The sequence below is a fragment of the Blautia sp. MSK.18.38 genome (assembly GCF_024460535.1).
Taxonomy (GTDB): domain Bacteria; phylum Bacillota; class Clostridia; order Lachnospirales; family Lachnospiraceae; genus Blautia_A; species Blautia_A fusiformis.
Genome location: NZ_JANFYP010000019.1, coordinates 35215 through 52594, shown reverse-complemented (window position 1 = coordinate 52594; position 17380 = coordinate 35215). Strand labels below are relative to the sequence as shown.

Sequence of the window (17380 nt, the reverse complement as noted above, 5' to 3'; positions counted from 1 at the left end):
ATTGAAATATGTCAATGAGTTTTTTTCTTGAACAATAGTATAGCACAATTCTTTTATTTTGTTCCAACTTCATACATGATCATAACATGTAGACTTTAAACTATTTTCCTAGATTATTTCTCCATCAGTTTTTCAAACCAGGTATCCATAGCTAGGATGAATTGACCTACGTCTGGCAATTCTTGCAGCATTTCGTTTAGGGTTTTGTGCTTCACATATTTCTGCACATACACCCAACAGGCAACGCTACTGGCTTCTGATACAATGTCAGCTATGGTTTTGCGCATAAGCTCTTCAAATTCAGCAATTTCTTCTTTTGGGACAACATCATACAGTGTTGGTGCCTGATGACTTAATTTTACGCCATTTTCATTTGCATCTTTAAGCAGATTCTTAACTTTTTCTCTTGAATTCTCCGGTACTTTCATGTACTCCCACATAAATGCTACCACATCGGACGGTGTGTCTTTTTTAAGTGGTGGTAACTGAATATAATCATTGTTTTCGCTCATTTTCATATCCTCCTCACGATATAATAAAATCAATAATACGTTCTCTTGTCATGTCCAGTACAGTATCTACGAACACTCCTGCAAACAGGATCAGATACAGAATAACACTCAGCGCAAACAGGAATACAACCTGTACCCAGTCATGGTAACAGTATGCAGTTGCTATAATCAACAAAGTGAATATAAAACCAAGGATTCCCCTTACAACCGCATAAGTCTGTACTGTCATCTTCACTACCAGGCCGATCACAAAAAGGATCAGCCATACCGGCAGTAATAATATCTTTCCAGCAAGTTTTAAAATAAACATGTGCACCTCCTATCTTACCAGTCCTGGCATATCATGGTTCACCTCTGTCTGATAATACCCGTTCATCGTTGACGGTGCATTAAACAGGGCTGCTAATAAATATTTCTTGATGTTCTTCACCTTTGTGGTGTTACCACTCATACAGTGTAAGACATACTCGATATGTGAATAGGTCAGCATCAGAAATTTTTTCTTCACCAGTGATGCCGGATACCAGTTGCTGGCAATCAAGATCTTGTCATTTTTACACATCACAGTCTCTACGATCAGGTTCACGATTTCATCTACCTGTCGCATATCGTCATGATGGGTTACCTCCAGTGATTCATAATCAACAGTCTCTTTGACCAGTTTTTCATAAGCCTGATATTCCTCAGTGGAATTATCGCCATCGGATCGATTCTCATCTGCAGATACGATTTGATTAGATTTATTATCATTCATTTCAGTATCACTAAGATTAGTATTATTAGGGTTTGAAATGTAAACTTCTTGAAGTTTGTTTTCGGGACTTCTAGAAGTTTGATTTTAGGACTTCATGAAGTTTGAAATGTAAACTTCTGTAGATTCCTCATTTTCCACAGAAGTTTGTTTTCTAAACTTCTTTAATTCCTCTTCAAATTTTTTCTTATCTGTTTTCTCAGGCATAAAGGTTTTCACGTAGATAACGTTCACCTTTCCAAATCCCTGTCTGCGTTTCTCAATCAGACCAATTCCTGTTTCGTCATCCAGTTCTCTGACATTTCTTTGTCCTCTTTTCTTTGAATTATGAAAGAAAAATTATCCCTTCATATAACGAAACGCTCAGAGCCTGTTTTACAGTGGTCAAAAGCAAATTTTTTTACTTTTTTTCTTACGAGTTTTCTTGCGAGTTTTTTTAAATGCCACTCGTAAGAAACTCGTAACATTAGATTTCTGCATTTTCTTGAAATTAAGTAAAAGAAAAAGAGCATATGGAATTGAATCCATACACTCTATGATTACTGAAACTTTATTTCATTTTTAATTCAACAAACTGGAAGTTGACTATCAACTGATAATCAAAAATATCATTCCTAAAATTGCAAATCCTTCACAGATCGCAATTATCTAAAATCTGTCGAGCTCTTCGTATAGAAAAACAGTAATTTCATTCTTTCGAAATTTTTAATTCTACGTCTCCGTTACTCAGCAATTCTACAACCTCACGCTCTGGCATATTCATTTTTCCCAGTCTTACCTCTTGTTTATCATCGTTCACGGAATCCTTGTTAGAACTACCACATGCAACCAGACAGGCTGTGAGGATAATTTCCAGAATAACTGATAAATATTTCTTCATATGGCTACACCTAGTTCTTTATTATTTCTTTTCATCAAGCAAAATAACACCTTGTGCCGGATTTTTATCAATTGCACCAACTATCTCATGTGGAACATATGGCTCTTCAAGATATGCAAGGTCTTCGGCAGTTAATTTAATGTCAAATGCTCCGGCTGAATCATCCAGATACTGCGTTTTGGTTGCCCCAATAATAGGCGATAGAATTCCCTTTGCCCACTGCCATGCAATGGCTATCTGGGACATTTTGCAGTTATACTTTTCGGCAAGCTCCGCTACACGTTTAACTATCTGCATGTCTTCCGCTTCAGTCTTATCATATTTTCCCATGGCAACCCTATCCGTGGTTCCACGAAGAGACTCTGATTTCCACTGTGGTCTTGCCAGATGTCCGGCTGCAAGAGGGCTATACGGCATTAACGAAACTTTCATTTGCTTACAAATTGGTAGCAATTCTCTCTCATCCTCTCTGTAAAGCAAATTATAATGATTCTCCATCGCAGAAAATGGTGTCCATCCATTGTCTCTTGCGGCTAACTGCATATTATAAAACTGATATCCATACATGGCAGATGCACCAAGTGCCCTGACCTTTCCTGCTTTTACCAGATCGTGCAGTGCCTCCATAGTTTCTTCAATTGGTGTATCATAGTCAAATCTATGGATGATATATAAATCAAGATAGTCGGTTCCAAGACGTGACAGAGTTCCATCTATTTCCCTCATGATTGCCTGTCTTGATAAACGACCTTCATTAAAATATACCTTGGATGCAATCACAACCTGATTTCTCGCTACATTTTTCTTCAATGCTTTACCTAAATATTCCTCACTTGTTCCTGCTGAATATCCATTTGCTGTATCAAAAAAATTATATCCCAAATCAAGTGCATGCTTGATAACATTCTCACTTTCAGCTTCATCCAACGTCCAGTCATGCATGGTTCCAGCTTTCCCAAAACTCATGCAGCCCACACATAATTTTGACACTTCTATATCTGTATTTCCGAGTTTACCGTATTCCATAGTGCTCTCCTTATCTTAATCCAGCGTACTCTTTCTCCGATACCGCCTCACACCACTCATTGGAACAATCCACTCCCGGCACCTCAATTGCCAGATGGGAAAACCATTCATCCGGAGCGGCCCCATGCCAGTGCTTTACATCTACCGGAATGTTAATACAGTCACCCGGTTTCATTTCTACCGCATCCCTGCCTTCTTCCTGATAAAACCCTCGGCCGGCTACACATACTAAGATCTGCCCGCCACCGCTTTTTGCATGATGAATATGCCAATTATTCCTGCATCCGGGTTCAAATGTCACGTTGAAAATGCCAACCTGAGAAGTGGAAATCGGTGCAAGAAAACTTCTGCCAGAAAAATACTGTGCAAAGCCATCATTTGGTGCACCAATTGGAAATACCATCTCTTTTGCATGCGCCCGCATTGCTTCCTCTTCGTATGGTAAATCTCCTTCACCTGCCTCCCACACTTCCTTTGCAAGATTGAAAACAGCCCATGCTTTTGGCCATCCTGCATAAAATGCGACATGTGTGATTACTGCGGCAATCTCTTTTTGTGTTACACCATGATTTTTTGCATTTTGAAGATGATATTTTAAAGAAGAATCTGTAATTCCGGAAGCCATCAGAGCAACCACTGTGATGATACTTCTTGTTTTTACGTCGATGTCCTGGTTATTCCAGTTTTCGCCGAAAAGTACATCATCGTTAAAATGTGCAAATTCCGGTGCGAATTCACCAAGTGTATTTCTTCCTGCTGTCTGTACTATTTTTCCCATTTTCTGTATACCTCCATAGCACTGTTATTTATAAAGATTTTACCCACTCACTGATTTCCTGTTTTGTTCCACGGTTTAACAGGTTGCCTTCTGTGATAACCGCATCCGGTGCAGATGGCTGTAATTCCTTTACAGTATTACCGAATCCACTTCCACCGGATGTTGCAAAGAGCACAATCTTTTTGCCACTGAAATCATAGGCTTCCAAAAATGTATTGACAATTGTCGGAGCTACATACCACCAGATTGGGAATCCCAGAAGGATCTCATCATAAGAACTCATATCCATCTTTTTCTTCATAATCTCCGGCCTGTATTTCTTATCACTCATTTCCACACTGCTGCGGGATTTTTTATTCATCCAGTCAAGATCAGCCTTTGTATATGGAACTTTTGGCTCAATCTCAAATAAATCCGCTTTTGCTTCCTCTGCAATCATTTCTGCTACTTTTTTTGTTGTCCCGCTTGCACTGAAAAATGCGACTAAATTTTTACTCATAATAAAAATCCCCTTTCTTTGCGAATTTTTCGTATAAAAATAGATGTATAAGATTTGAATTTCTCTTATACATCTATTTTATACCTGATATTTTTATTATGTCTAATGCTTATATTGAATTCCATTCTATGCCTGAAAAGCATTTATTTCTTCTATCATTTTACTGACCGCCAGAGAATATGGAATGTTTCGTCTCCAGGCAATCACAGTACTTGTTGTGATTTCAGGAGAAATTCTTCGCTGTACAAGAATATCCTCCCGCCAATACTTTGCAGCACCTTCGATGGATACCGGATAGCCCAGTCCATTTGCTGCCATAACTCCGGCATTCGTTCCAAGATTACTTGTAAAAGCAATCTGCAGTTTCGAAAAGTCTTTTCCAAACCAATTGGCAAGTTCACTTTGAACATTTACTCTTTCCGGCAGGATCAATGGTTTTCCAATAAGATCTTCTTTTCTTATAAACTCTTTTTCTGCCAGCGGATCATCCGGCCGCATTCCAACACACCAGTGATCGCAATCTGTGATCCGGATATAATCCAGCCCTTCGGTGTCCACCGGCTCCATGAATAATGCAATATCTACAAGTCCTTTGTTCATCATCTCATACACTGCATCTGCTGTTGCAGTATGCAATACAATCTGAACCAGCGGGTATTTTTCTTTATATGTTTTACATATCTCCGCCAATGTCTCCACCGCTGCAAATTCACCGCATCCAATGGTTATATTTCCCTCTACAACATCTTCTTTTCCTTTCAGTTCCTCAAGTGTTTTTTCCTCAAGATTAAGGATCTCCAGGGCACGCCTTTTTAATAAAATCCCCTCTTCAGTAAGCGAAATTTTCTTCCCGCTTCGAATAAATAATGTTACTCCAAGCTCCTCTTCAAATGCCGCCATTTGTCTGGATAGCGTTGGCTGGGTAATATGCAATTGTTCTGCTGCTTTTGTAAAGCTCTGTTCTTTTGCCACCGTCAGAAAATAGCGCAATAGTCTTAATTCCATATTTTTTTATTCCCACAACTTCCGATTTCTATTTTTGTTTCCATAGCATAGTGTACTCTTTTTCACCAGTATCTTCATCCAAACCTTCACATTGAATAATAAACCCTTCTCTTTGGTAAAAAGAAATTGCTCTGGCATTCTTCTGATATACATTTAATCGTAAGCTGACTTTTTTATCCTTAATATAATCCAATAAAAGCTTACCTATGCCACATGACTGCATTTCATCAGAGACAAAAATACCTTCGATATATTCATCATTTAGTCCTACAAATCCTTGTATCATTTTATCTGCTTCAAACACATAAACTTCGGATTGTGACAGCATTTCTTTCACTAATTCATAATTACTTTTCCAGTATTGATTGGAAATAAAATAATGTGCTTTCAGATTTGTCTTTAACCATATGTCAGCAACTCTATCGATATCTCCGTTCAGCAACTTTCTAATCATAACAAATATTCTCCACAACTACATCCTTTATGCTTTTCTCTTTTATCCATTCTATCACAAGCTCACCATTAATCATCAATTTTTGGATATTTTTTCTTTTCCCCTACTGCAAAACAGCATCTGAGCGTTTCGTTATATAGAGTGGTACAAATACAGAGCAAAACTAAAATGTTAGCCGGAAATTGATCATTTTGAATGGAATTTTGTGTCACGAACGTGATTAGAAAAAAACAAAAGCGTTCGTTGTCGGCTAATCCAGCTAACATTTTCGAACGCTTTGAAGCACGTCCATAAGAGGATTTGAACCTCCGACCCCTCGCTTAGGAGGCGAGTGCTCTATCCAGCTGAGCTATATGGACATATATAGTTGTGAAACATTTCGAACACTTCCAAAAGTTTCACAACCATTATTTTACTATATTTATTTTGAAATTACAAGAATTAATTCTAAATTTGAAAACTTAATAGTGCAGCTGACCCTGCAGCCAGATTGTTCCTTTGAAGCGGCGTCCAACTGCCGGTTCACCGAGAAGATCTTTGCTGTTGATGCAGATATCAAACTGTATATCATTGCTCTCTATAGTCATCTGGCAGATTTCTTCACCTGTCAGGATATTCTTAAATTTCATGATATCCAGAATCTCACCAAGAACATTATACTGATCACATTCGATTCCATAAGGCATGAAATAAGAGTCCACGATCGTGAGAACATCATCTGTAACAATTCTCTGGGAAATCATGGAGTAAGTATCCATATCCTCCATTGTAAGACTCTCCATAGCTTCCTCATCACCATTACGCGCTGCTGCAATCAGATTAGTCCTGTTTTTGGAAAGCTCTCTCTCCACCTTTACCGCTTCCTTATCCTTCTGCAGCGGAAACAGGATCTTTCCCTCAGAAGCCAGACCGGAAACCGTCACCGGACGGTCCCCCGGGTCTTTCAGGCCTTTGTATTTCTCCTGCATATATTCTGCCAGATTCTGCAGATAAAAGATCATAGTCACGCCAATACGTAAATCATCACATGCTCCTGCATAAGATTCCTTATCTGTATGACGTTCAACAGTCACTTTTTCCCTGGATGTGATTCCTGTTCCCCTGAAAAATGGGAAATAATATTCCACGTGAAACTCACCGTTCTCATCGTACTGACCACAAACGCTGATTCCACAGTCACAGCCATAATTCTTGGAAAACTGTACAAATACGCCTTCCGGATGATTTTCCACGCAAACCTTTTCATCGTAGCTTGCGATCACATCACGGATGATCTCTTTTATTTCACTTCTTCTGGTAATCTGTGAAAAACCAACGGTCTTTAAATAACTGTGCACAAGAACACCTCCCTGAAAAAGCCTGCGTTTCTCTTACGCGCGTGTCTTTTTCTCAATCTTTGTCATACCGCCCATATATGGCTGCAGAGCTTTTGGAATGTTTACAGATCCATCTGCATTCAGGTTATTCTCCAGGAAAGCAATGAGCATTCTCGGAGGTGCTACTACTGTATTGTTTAATGTATGAGCAAGATATTTCTTGCCATCTTTGCCGTTTACACGGATTTTCAGACGACGTGCCTGTGCATCTCCAAGGTTGGAGCAGCTTCCTACCTCAAAGTATTTCTTCTGACGTGGAGACCATGCCTCAACATCGAGGGATTTTACCTTAAGATCAGCAAGGTCACCGGAGCAGCACTCAAGCGTACGAACCGGAATATCAAGAGAACGGAACAGATCTACTGTATTCTGCCACAGCTTGTCGAACCACATCTTACTCTCCTCTGGCTTGCAGACAACGATCATCTCCTGTTTCTCGAACTGATGGATACGGTAAACACCTCTCTCCTCAAGTCCATGAGCACCTTTCTCTTTACGGAAGCACGGAGAATAGCTTGTAAGTGTCTTCGGAAGCTCTTCCTCCGGAATAATCTGGTCAATGAATTTACCGATCATGGAATGCTCACTTGTTCCGATCAGGTAAAGATCCTCACCTTCGATCTTGTACATCATAGCATCCATCTCCGCAAAGCTCATAACGCCTGTAACAACGTTGCTTCTGATCATGAAAGGCGGTACGCAGTAAGTAAATCCCCGGTTGATCATGAAATCTCTTGCATAGGAAATTACTGCGGAATGAAGGCGTGCGATATCACCCATCAGATAATAGAATCCGTTACCGGCAACACGTCTTGCGCTGTCAAGATCGATTCCATCAAAATTCTCCATGATATCTGTATGATACGGAACTTCAAAATCCGGAACAACCGGCTCACCAAATTTCTCAATCTCTACGTTCTGGCTGTCGTCTTTACCGATCGGTACAGAAGGATCGATGATGTTCGGGATCACCATCATATCTTTCAGAAGCTCTTCCTCAACCTCTTTTTCTCTCTGAGAAAGTTCCTCAATACGAGTTCCGGATGCAGCAACCTGTTTTTTAACCTCTTCTGCCTCTTCTCTTTTTCCCTGGCCCATAAGAGCACCGATCTGTTTGGAGATCTTGTTTCTCTCAGCACGGAGAGCCTCAACTTCCTGCTTAATCTCTCTGTTTTCTTTATCAAGTTCGAGAACCTTGTCAACTAGCTCCAGTTTGCTGTCCTGGAACTTATTGCGGATATTCTGCTTTACAACCTCCGGATTCTCTCTCACAAACTTAATGTCTAACATGATATTCCTCCTGTATTAAAAATATTCTTACTCTTTGCAGTTTTTTATTCCTTCTCAATCTCACCAAGGCCAAAGTTTACTGCTTTTCTCAAAGCTTCCACTTCTTCCTGACTAAGTACAACATAGGACTCACCTTTTACGATCTCCTTTAAATAAAGGAAACAGTTATCGCGGCTGTGAACCGCATTCAAGATCAGACCCGTATTGTTTTTATCAAGAAGCGCCAGTGCAAAGCTGAGTTTTCCACCTACATCATCAAATGCATCATACTTTTCAACGCCATATTTGCTGAACATTACATTCATATTTTTTTTGATAAAGCTGATGTCATGATCATGATCTTCCTTTGCTTCATACAGCCGATCGATCTGTGCAAATTTTCTTACAAAAACTTTTTCCAGTGACTGTGCATCTCCGCCTCTCATAAACATCTTGTACTTCCGTTCCAAACGGCTGAGACGCATATTGCTACTCACCACATTGATCAGAAGAATGATGGTAAGGATCAGCAAAACAATGATCACAATCCCGGAATCAATTCCCATGCTTTCAAAAATCCCGCTCATTCTGCCTCCTATCTGATAGATTCGAACAGATCAATGATCCTCTCCAGTTCATCTCTGGAATAATATTCAATTTCAATTTTACCTTTGTTGTTTTTCTTTCGCTGAATGGATACCTTTGTTCCCATGATACCTTTCATTTTTTCTTCCAGGCTCTCATAAATGGCATCTTCTGCTGTGTTTCTCTCTGTTTTTACTTTTTTCGCAGGAGAAACCAGATTCTTTACAAGTTTTTCCGTCTCACGAACACTGAGTTTTTCATCAAAAACCTTCATGGCTGTTGTTTCCTGAAGAGCTTCATCAGAAATTCCCAGAAGTGCTCTCGCATGACCAGCTGAGATCATATCTGCAATTACCATTTCCTGAACTTTTGAGGAAAGCTTCAGAAGACGCATGGAATTAGTTACTGCAGTTCTGCTTTTGGCAACTCTGTCTGCGATTTCATCCTGTTTCAGGTGAAACTCTTCCATCAGACGTTTGTATGCCATCGCTTCCTCTATAGGATTCAGGTCTTCCCGCTGAATGTTCTCGATCAGGGAAATTTCTACGATTTCCTGGTCTGTAAACTCTTTTACAACAACAGGAACTTCCTTGAGCCCTGCCATCTTGGCAGCTCTCCAGCGGCGTTCGCCTGCAATGATCTCAAAATAATCCTTCTTATCGGATACCAACAACGGCTGAAGAACACCGTACTGTTTAATGGATTCCGAAAGTTCCAGCAGCGCATCCTCATCAAAATGTCTTCTGGGCTGATTCAGATTTGGTTCTACGCTGGAAATTTTCACAAGTCGTTCTGCGGCCGGACTATCTTTTTCAGTTGGTTTGTCTTTTTTTACAGCTGCAGATCTTGTCTTTTTTGCAGGTTCCTTTGACGGACCGCCTGCTTTGTTCGGGATCAGTGCGTCAAGACCCTTTCCAAGGCCTCCTGTTCTTCTTCCAGCCATCACTCGTCCTCCCTGCCTATAACTTCTTCTGCCAGGAGGCGATAACTCTCTGCTCCTGTAGATCGTGAATCGTACAGATTGATCGGTTTTCCATAGCTTGGTGCCTCTGCAAGTCGTACATTTCTCGGTATGATCGTTTTGTATATATTCTGGTCCAGGTTTTCTTTTACATTTTCTACAACCTGAAGTGACAGATTTGTTCTGGCATCATACATAGTAAAGACCACGCCTTCGATCTTCAACCTCTTATTCAATCGGTCTCTTACCAGTTCGATGGTATGTATCAACTGTGATAAACCTTCCAATGCATAATACTCACACTGAATCGGCACCAGAACGGAAGTTGCGGCTGTCAAAGCATTAATTGTAAGCATACTCAGTGACGGCGGACAATCCATGATTATGTAATCATATTTCCGACGAAGTTTATCCGTGATCTTTTTCAGAATAAATTCTTTATCCTCAAGATCAACCAGTTCAATTTCTGCACCGGAAAGATTCATATTCGATGGTATCAGGTCAACATTATCTACAACGTTCTTTATAATGGTATCCTTGGTCTCTGCTTCTCCAAGCAGCAGCTCATAAAGGGTGTTTTCTACTGCATTCTTGTCTGCGCCAAGTCCACTGGTCGTATTTCCCTGCGGATCAATGTCGATGGCAAGAACCTTTTTCCCTTTTTCAGCAAGGCAGGCCGATAGATTGATGGCTGTCGTTGATTTTCCAACCCCGCCTTTCTGATTGGCAACTGCAATGATTCGTCCCATTGTACCCCTCCTTTTTATTTTTTTAAGGGATTTTTACTCATTGGATATCATTATAACACTTTTATTTTTAAACTGCCACATAATGTTTCACGTGAAACAATAGAAAATAGGTTTTGAATTATTTTATTTATTGTGTAGTATACCCAAACTCATTCCGGACTAAACAGAAGTTTGACAGTAACAGTACATCGATTATAAAGTCCATCAACTCCGCATAAACTTCCAGTTTTATTTGCTTTCAATCAGACTATATATTTTACGCCATTACGCCATAAAAACGTACCGAGAAATGAAGTTCCCATTTATAGATATTTTGCTGAAATTGTTCTGATTTATCGTAATCTCGAAAATAATTCGATTTTCTCGGTATAGATATTATCTTTTATGGAACCTTGCACACTGCTACATAGGCATCGAAATCCCTTTCTTTTACAGCATTTATAGCATTTTCAAATTTTATCTGAACACTAAAAACATTACTATTATTATCAAGCGAATAAAAGCATCTGTAAACACATTCGCTGTTCTACACTGAATAACTGCTTCGCGATTTACCAAAAGGACTACAAGCTACTCTTCCCTGATAAGAAGCAGTTCTTCAACCACTGCTTATCGTTTCTTGCAATTGAAGCCAAAAACAGGGGGGAACTCCTGATTCGAGTCATACAAACAAAAGCATCCGCAGTTGCTACGCAGCTTTACACCGAATAACTGCTTCGCATTTTATCAAAACTTGCTTGTACTCTTCCTGATACAAGCAAGTCACCAACCGCTGCTTATTGCTTCTTACACTTGAAGCAGGGGACCTCCTGACGCGATTAAAAACTATATCACGCTACCGTAAAGCGCATATGAGTTGTCGTTGTTGCGAAACATTTTTTAAGTCAAGCGGATAAAAACATCCTCTTCACTACTGCTCATAGCTTAATAAATGCTTCGCAGTTTATCAGAAGGAGACTGTACTTCTCCTGATACAAGCAAGTCCCCAACCGCTGCTTATTGTAGTTCACAATTGAAGCAGGTGAATTACTTGATTCGATTAAAATCTATATTAAACCTACCATAAAACACATAAGCACGAACTACAGCTGTTTTTTATTTCTGCAATTGTCAAAGATGGGGTTATAACTCTTTATTCTTAATCTGTCTTCGGATGTTTCACGTGAAACATCCGAAGATGGATTATCAAACCAATATTCATAATTGAATCAAGTGACTTCCTCGATCCGGTTAAAAATGCCATCAACGAAATCGATCCAGGACACGGTTTGACTTGTAACTGCAAGGGTACTGAACAGTTACGAACACATTATAAAATCAATGAGAAATATCAAAAAAATACTCCGATATATTCTCTCTGGCATTATCTATATCACGAAAGCATATAAAAAATACAAGAAACTCCATCCACAAAATAATGTGGCTGTTATCTTTATATTCCCCAAAAGCATCTATATATAGTAAATGGAAACTTCTTTTCCCGGAGTGTTTTTATAGTGTGAAATACATGTATCTCTCGCGAAAAAAATATAATATTATGAAACTGAAATTTTCGATTTTTGTTTATTTTATTATGTTTACGAAAGATTTGCGTATTTATTTCATTTTTCTTCCAATCCTGTTATATATTCGTTATGTACATGTTAACTAAAGGCTTTTTCAAGCATAGTTTCATTTTGTAATATCCAATATAAAATGTATCTGAATAAGGTTCCGGCATAGAACTGGCATAAAATAAATTTCACTTAATAGGCTTTTTTCTTCTAAATCAAGCCGTAAAAGACTTCCCTGTCTTCCCTTTATCCCAGTCATGCGGACAAAAATTTTTGCATTCGATCACAGTTTTACACAAAATAGCTGTTTTACAGTTTATCAGGAAGAGTACAAGTATTTTCCCACCCACAGCTTATTGTTTTTTTGTAATCGAAGCAGCTGCTTTCTTTTATTCGATCAATCAAAATTTCACATGTTTAAAGTAGGAACGGATCTATATTTTATCTTTTTGCCGTATGTGTGCAGGTGCACATTTTATATTTTAAGGCTTCTTTATATGTACATGCGTGCAAAGTACGTTTTATCGTACTTTTTTATTTAAAGTACTATAATTTGTACTTTAATACTTTTTTATTCGTAAATATCCTATTATTTCTCTTTATTTGCCAGTATTTTCTTTTATAAAGTCCTTTTTATCGTACTTAACGTTTGTTTTATTATCATTATCATAGTGTTCTCTTCGCAGAAATAATCTCTCATTTCTCTTTATTTCATCCTTACTCTTATATCGTTCTTCTATAAAATCCCCCATATTTTCCGCCTTCCCCTCCATTTTTTCATATAAATACACATTTTTACTACATTCACTTAACTTGTTAATTCCCCATCCAGTTCACAAAAGCATCTGACCGAAATCATGGGGAATACTGATGACAGTATCTGGCAACTCACCTTCAAGTGTGCAAACATATCTATCCAATTTGGGATCAAACGAATAAAAATACCCGTATTCGCTACGCAGTTCTACACCCAATAGCTACTTTGCAATTTATCAGGACCTGCTTACAATGTACCCATAACAGTGGCCACATGAATTAGTGCAGTACCTTGTTTTTAGACATGCCCACTATTCTTTTCCCTGCTTCTAAACGCCGTTGCATTCTTCCTAATACACGCCACCCACTGCTTATTACTTATTACTTTTTCGTAATTGAAGCAGGGGACTTACTGTTAACTGGTAATATTATCCTCCGAGTTTTTTTGTGCGCAAAGACCACTGAAAGCCCTGGACATACCATGCAAATTTATGTGATTAGCATAATTTCTGTGCATCGCGAAGTGTATTACCAAGAACGGAGTGATCAGTAATCAGGAAACTTCTTGATTTAAAATTCAAGCAGATAAAAGCATCCGCTTCACTACTTGCTCATAACCGAATAAGTGCTTCGCAGTTTATCCGAAGGAGCCTGCACTTCTCCTGATGCAAGCAAGTTCCCCTGATTATTGCTTTTCGAAATCGAACCAGGGGACTTATTTGATTCAGTTAAAAACACTTCTTCTCTTGCCTCATTTTCCCCTGAAATGCTATAATCCATAAAGAAAGCATCCGCAAACTCCTTGCAGTTTGCGGCTAATACATTGTTTCGTAAATAACTATACTAATCGCGTGGGATGTGGATTCGAGTGTGCAGGTATAAAAATGCAGGCGTAGCTGGCTATGCTGAGACTTTTAGATCTGTGCAGTCGGATTCACCAACAAGTAATTGGTATAGTTATTTCGAAAACAATGTACTAGTCATTTATCATCTGATCGAAAGGAATATTTTATACATGAACACCACAAATAATCGCAACGATTTCTATAAAGAACAATTAGACAAGACTTTAAATGGCAATGAAAAGATCGAAACTGCCATTGCAGCACTCCAAAAAGAAGCAACCGAAGAAATGCTTGCTCATACTCTCACCGTGATCCGTCACAGAATGCAGGAGCAGGCACAGCTGATCATTGCTGTAGAACCTCCAAAAGGTGATGGAAAAATTTCTCTTCATGCGATCAAAACCAACGATGGAAAGCAATGGTGGGCTGCATTTACCAGCTTTGACGAAGAGTTAAAAGGCAGTGATAAGATCATGTCCTCATTTACCGCAGATATTGATAAGATTTTTGCTTCTGCATTGCAAGAGCCGTCTGTTGAGGGAGTAATTCTCAATCCATGGAACCGCACACTGATGCTGAACAAAACCCTTATCAACATCATCCTCGGTAATCCTGTATAGCATCAGCTCTGTCGGATAACAAGTCCAATGTTTCACGTGAAACACTTGGTATTTTACTGAAGTATAAAAGCATTCCAGCGGATAACAGCATCCGCTTCGCTACTTGCTCATAACCAAATAACTGCTTCGCAGTTTATCAGAAGGAGCTTTTCCTCCTCCTGATACAAGTAAGTCCCCACCCTCTGCTTATTGCTCTTCGCAATTAAAGCAGGGGATTTACTTGATTCGGTTCAAAATCTGATTTCTATGTATCATGAAGCATATTGGCGATGCTACTGTTCACTGATAATATTCCGTAAGTTTTTTTGTGAACGAAGGCCGCAGAAAGTCCGAAGCCATACCGCACCAATTTATGCGATCAACATAAATTCTTTGCATTACGAAGTGCGTTACTGAAAGCAGAACGAACAGCAACTTAGCGAGCGTTACTGTTCAACGTTAAATTCCGTAAGTTTTTTTGTGAACGAAGGTCGCCGAAAGCCCGAGACCATACCGCACCAATTTATGCGATCAACATAAATTCTTTGCATTGCGAAGCGCGTTACTAAAAGCAGAACGAACAGCAACTTAGCGATCATCGCCAAGAACAGAATGGACAGTAGCGTCAGCATACAATAACAAGGTTAGGGTTCCCACAAAAGCATTGTAAATTTTTCGTTCCTGTCGTATAATAAAGCAAAGAAATATTCAGAAAAAATCAGATCAGATACCTGAATTACGTTACATCTGTCCTGATTATTTTTACGAATTCCAGGAGGCTTTTTAATGAAGAAAAATGGACACAGACTACTTACTCTTGCAGCTTTAGTCGGAACTGCCGCAGGTGTTATTCATATTGCTAACCGTTTCATAGATGCCACATCTCAGCTTAAAGATATGCTGGAACAGCCACACAGCAGAACCTATGACTGGCGTTTTGGAAAGATTTTTTATACAAAACAGGGACATGGCACCCCTATTCTTCTTATTCATGATATCATGCCAGGTGCTTCCGGTTATGAATGGAATGCCATAGAGAAGCAGCTCGCAACCGAACATACCGTTTACACCATTGATCTTCTTGGATGTGGACGTTCCGAAAAACCGGATATTACTTATACCAATTTTGTATTTGCTCAGTTACTCTGTGATTTTGCCAAGAATGTGATTCGTGAGGAAACCGATGTTATTGCCAGTGGTTTCTCAGGTTCTTTTGCGATCATGGCTTACCGTAACAATTCCGACCATTTCCGCAAGATCATGCTGGTCAATCCACCAAGCTTCAGTTCCCTGAAGCAGGCACCTTGTAAAGACAACAAGCTCTTTAAGTATTTTATCGAGCTTCCGATTTTCGGAACTCTGATCTATCATATGGTAGCTTCCCGCGAATCCATCAGCAGTCTGTTTATGGAAAAGCTGTTCTACAATCCCTTCCATGTAACAGATACACTGGTAGACACCTATTATGAATCCGCTCACAAGGGCGGTTCCAACGCCAAATATCTGTATTCCAGCTACATTGGCAAATACCTGAATATCAGCATTAATAATGCCGTAGAATCTTCCGATGCATGCATCTATATTATTTCCGGAGAAAAAGAAGCTTCCGCTTCTCTTATCGCAGAGGAATATCAAAAGCTGAATTCTTCCATTGAAACCGCTGTGATCCCGGAAACCAGACATCTTCCTCATCTGGAAGATCCGGAACATTTCCTGGAACAGGTAGCTATTTTCCTGTAAAAACAGCTTATGATCCGGCACCAAAAACAAAATTTATCTATAGTAATTTTGGAAATCAACGTATCAAAAGAACATTGTTCATGTTCGGAGCCGTTGATCTTCATGCAGTAATTTGTGGAAATGCTATAAACCAACAAAAAGCCAATAAAAAAAGAGTACTGTTTCACGTGAAACATAAGTTTTCCCTCAAACAAACGTGAAACAATACTCTTTATTTTTTACCAGACTCACAGCATGCATCCGGACATTTCTCTTATCTAAGTGCCTGCTCCAGATACATGTGTGTTGTATTATCGATCAGCTTATGTGTCAGCTCTGCCATATGCTGTGTACTCTCCTGATTCTCAGAAGACAGCCATGTCTTGATCATTCCCACGCATCCATTCAGACAAAACGCATACGCATACTCAATATCACGGTTGTCTTTCGGCAGACGAATTGACAAGCGATGCAGCACTGTATCTGCGATCAGTTTTTCTATACGATTCACAAAAGCCATATCTCCATTCTTTCCAAGAAGTGCGATACAAATATCCTTATTATGATCCAGGATCGTAAATATCTGCTCAATAAAAGGATACGAGCTCTCCTTATTATTAAGAGGATCCAGAGGATAGTCTGCCACCAGATGCGTGATTTCCTCCATCAATTCAGCCTCAATGGATTCCAGCATCTGATAGATATCTGTATAGTGAAGATAAAATGTGGAGCGGTTGATATCAACTTCTTCCACCAGTTCCTTTACCGTAATCTCCTTAATGCTCTTCTTCTGCATAAGACGGGCAAGCCCCGCCCGCAACTGTGCCTTGGTCTTACGTACTCTTCTGTCAACTTTTTCCGCCATCTTAATTCCCCCTGCAATTCAAAAAAGCAAGCACGTTTCCTCCGCCTCAATCACCTGTCACTTACGATACTCTGCAACTGTCATACAATGATAATGCATCCTTCAAACGAATAAAAGCATTCGCTTTCTCTACGCCGATCTGTATGATACCAGATATCTGCTGTTGTTAAGAATTGACAAGATCAAAATTGTTAACGA

The 17380-nt window shown here is 39.4% G+C and carries 18 protein-coding genes, 1 tRNA gene and 1 pseudogene; 2 read left to right on the top strand and 18 right to left on the bottom strand.

All coding sequences use genetic code 11. From position 1 onward, the window contains the following. Positions 1–113: 113 nt before the first annotated feature. The 17 genes and pseudogenes from NE638_RS12355 to NE638_RS12275 all read right to left on the bottom strand — a co-directional run bounded on the left by NE638_RS12355 (position 114) and on the right by NE638_RS12275 (position 13934). Complete coding sequence (locus NE638_RS12355) at positions 114–518, bottom strand: hypothetical protein (RefSeq protein WP_021650147.1); 405 nt, start codon at positions 516–518, stop codon at positions 114–116. Between the two features lie 7 nt (positions 519–525). Further along, the gene (locus NE638_RS12350; protein ID WP_118368769.1) at positions 526–822 is read right to left on the bottom strand and encodes a hypothetical protein; all 297 of its coding nucleotides are present in this window, start codon (positions 820–822) and stop codon (positions 526–528) included. A 9-nt stretch (positions 823–831) separates the two neighbouring features. Further along, positions 832–1563 (bottom strand): annotated as a pseudogene (locus tag NE638_RS18270) (DUF6017 domain-containing protein); the annotation flags it as partial. Between the two features lie 388 nt (positions 1564–1951). Further along, positions 1952–2143 carry a hypothetical protein gene (locus NE638_RS12340; protein WP_015526519.1) on the bottom strand — a complete coding sequence of 64 codons (192 nt, stop codon included), beginning with the start codon at positions 2141–2143 and terminating at the stop codon, positions 1952–1954. Between the two features lie 21 nt (positions 2144–2164). Continuing rightward, a complete protein-coding gene (locus NE638_RS12335; RefSeq protein ID WP_021650152.1) occupies positions 2165–3169 on the bottom strand; it encodes an aldo/keto reductase in 1005 nt (334 codons plus the stop codon). 10 nt (positions 3170–3179) lie between these two features. Next, positions 3180–3947, bottom strand: coding sequence for a carboxymuconolactone decarboxylase family protein (locus tag NE638_RS12330; RefSeq protein WP_015526521.1), 768 nt, complete (start codon positions 3945–3947; stop codon positions 3180–3182). 28 nt (positions 3948–3975) lie between these two features. Then, on the bottom strand, positions 3976–4446 hold the full coding sequence (locus NE638_RS12325; protein ID WP_118368770.1) for a flavodoxin: 471 nt from the start codon (positions 4444–4446) through the stop codon (positions 3976–3978). Between the two features lie 126 nt (positions 4447–4572). Next, complete coding sequence (locus tag NE638_RS12320) at positions 4573–5451, bottom strand: LysR family transcriptional regulator (RefSeq protein WP_021650153.1); 879 nt, start codon at positions 5449–5451, stop codon at positions 4573–4575. A gap of 28 nt (positions 5452–5479) precedes the next feature. Next, positions 5480–5905 carry a GNAT family N-acetyltransferase gene (locus tag NE638_RS12315; protein ID WP_055221202.1) on the bottom strand — a complete coding sequence of 142 codons (426 nt, stop codon included), beginning with the start codon at positions 5903–5905 and terminating at the stop codon, positions 5480–5482. Between the two features lie 285 nt (positions 5906–6190). Next, positions 6191–6264, bottom strand: a tRNA-Arg gene (locus NE638_RS12310). Between the two features lie 102 nt (positions 6265–6366). After that, the gene (locus NE638_RS12305; protein WP_059086529.1) at positions 6367–7242 is read right to left on the bottom strand and encodes a DUF3881 family protein; all 876 of its coding nucleotides are present in this window, start codon (positions 7240–7242) and stop codon (positions 6367–6369) included. Between the two features lie 33 nt (positions 7243–7275). Then, entirely contained in the window at positions 7276–8571 is a 1296-nt protein-coding gene (serS, locus tag NE638_RS12300) for a serine--tRNA ligase (RefSeq protein WP_015526534.1), read from the bottom strand. A gap of 44 nt (positions 8572–8615) precedes the next feature. Continuing rightward, a complete protein-coding gene (locus tag NE638_RS12295; RefSeq protein WP_015526535.1) occupies positions 8616–9137 on the bottom strand; it encodes a DUF4446 family protein in 522 nt (173 codons plus the stop codon). Positions 9138–9145: 8 nt separating this feature from the next. Next, on the bottom strand, positions 9146–10078 hold the full coding sequence (locus tag NE638_RS12290) for a ParB/RepB/Spo0J family partition protein (RefSeq protein WP_129975764.1): 933 nt from the start codon (positions 10076–10078) through the stop codon (positions 9146–9148). Next, the gene (locus NE638_RS12285; RefSeq protein ID WP_015526537.1) at positions 10078–10845 is read right to left on the bottom strand and encodes a ParA family protein; all 768 of its coding nucleotides are present in this window, start codon (positions 10843–10845) and stop codon (positions 10078–10080) included. The genes NE638_RS12290 and NE638_RS12285 overlap by 1 nt, the downstream gene beginning before the upstream one ends. A gap of 2152 nt (positions 10846–12997) precedes the next feature. Further along, entirely contained in the window at positions 12998–13150 is a 153-nt protein-coding gene (locus tag NE638_RS12280) for a hypothetical protein (protein WP_161209205.1), read from the bottom strand. A 607-nt stretch (positions 13151–13757) separates the two neighbouring features. Further along, positions 13758–13934 (bottom strand): hypothetical protein, encoded by a 177-nt coding sequence (locus NE638_RS12275; RefSeq protein WP_015526538.1) that lies wholly within the window; start codon positions 13932–13934, stop codon positions 13758–13760. 235 nt (positions 13935–14169) lie between these two features. Here NE638_RS12275 and NE638_RS12270 point away from each other — a divergent pair, with 235 nt between their 5' ends. Continuing rightward, entirely contained in the window at positions 14170–14619 is a 450-nt protein-coding gene (locus NE638_RS12270) for an SseB family protein (protein ID WP_015526539.1), read from the top strand. Positions 14620–15384: 765 nt separating this feature from the next. Next, positions 15385–16338 carry an alpha/beta fold hydrolase gene (locus tag NE638_RS12265; RefSeq protein WP_015526540.1) on the top strand — a complete coding sequence of 318 codons (954 nt, stop codon included), beginning with the start codon at positions 15385–15387 and terminating at the stop codon, positions 16336–16338. Between the two features lie 253 nt (positions 16339–16591). Here the strand turns inward: NE638_RS12265 and NE638_RS12260 are convergent, their stop codons facing one another. Continuing rightward, positions 16592–17182: a TetR-like C-terminal domain-containing protein gene (locus tag NE638_RS12260; RefSeq protein WP_015526541.1), complete on the bottom strand. Its 591-nt coding sequence runs from the start codon at positions 17180–17182 to the stop codon at positions 16592–16594. Positions 17183–17380 lie beyond the last annotated feature (198 nt).

Bases quoted from the DNA above. Each gene is read 5' to 3' on its own strand.
- NE638_RS12270 (WP_015526539.1), top strand. From the start codon at position 14,170: ATGAACACCACAAATAATCGCAACGATTTCTATAAAGAACAATTAGAC.
- NE638_RS12280 (WP_161209205.1), bottom strand. From the start codon at position 13,150: ATGGGGGATTTTATAGAAGAACGATATAAGAGTAAGGATGAAATAAAG.
- NE638_RS12285 (WP_015526537.1), bottom strand. From the start codon at position 10,845: ATGGGACGAATCATTGCAGTTGCCAATCAGAAAGGCGGGGTTGGAAAA.
- serS (WP_015526534.1), bottom strand. From the start codon at position 8,571: ATGTTAGACATTAAGTTTGTGAGAGAGAATCCGGAGGTTGTAAAGCAG.
- NE638_RS12335 (WP_021650152.1), bottom strand. From the start codon at position 3,169: ATGGAATACGGTAAACTCGGAAATACAGATATAGAAGTGTCAAAATTA.
- NE638_RS12265 (WP_015526540.1), top strand. From the start codon at position 15,385: ATGAAGAAAAATGGACACAGACTACTTACTCTTGCAGCTTTAGTCGGA.
- NE638_RS12330 (WP_015526521.1), bottom strand. From the start codon at position 3,947: ATGGGAAAAATAGTACAGACAGCAGGAAGAAATACACTTGGTGAATTC.
- NE638_RS12260 (WP_015526541.1), bottom strand. From the start codon at position 17,182: ATGGCGGAAAAAGTTGACAGAAGAGTACGTAAGACCAAGGCACAGTTG.
- NE638_RS12320 (WP_021650153.1), bottom strand. From the start codon at position 5,451: ATGGAATTAAGACTATTGCGCTATTTTCTGACGGTGGCAAAAGAACAG.
- NE638_RS12295 (WP_015526535.1), bottom strand. From the start codon at position 9,137: ATGAGCGGGATTTTTGAAAGCATGGGAATTGATTCCGGGATTGTGATC.
- NE638_RS12350 (WP_118368769.1), bottom strand. From the start codon at position 822: ATGTTTATTTTAAAACTTGCTGGAAAGATATTATTACTGCCGGTATGG.
- NE638_RS12340 (WP_015526519.1), bottom strand. From the start codon at position 2,143: ATGAAGAAATATTTATCAGTTATTCTGGAAATTATCCTCACAGCCTGT.
- NE638_RS12290 (WP_129975764.1), bottom strand. From the start codon at position 10,078: ATGGCTGGAAGAAGAACAGGAGGCCTTGGAAAGGGTCTTGACGCACTG.
- NE638_RS12355 (WP_021650147.1), bottom strand. From the start codon at position 518: ATGAAAATGAGCGAAAACAATGATTATATTCAGTTACCACCACTTAAA.
- NE638_RS12325 (WP_118368770.1), bottom strand. From the start codon at position 4,446: ATGAGTAAAAATTTAGTCGCATTTTTCAGTGCAAGCGGGACAACAAAA.
- NE638_RS12315 (WP_055221202.1), bottom strand. From the start codon at position 5,905: ATGATTAGAAAGTTGCTGAACGGAGATATCGATAGAGTTGCTGACATA.
- NE638_RS12275 (WP_015526538.1), bottom strand. From the start codon at position 13,934: ATGGATTATAGCATTTCAGGGGAAAATGAGGCAAGAGAAGAAGTGTTT.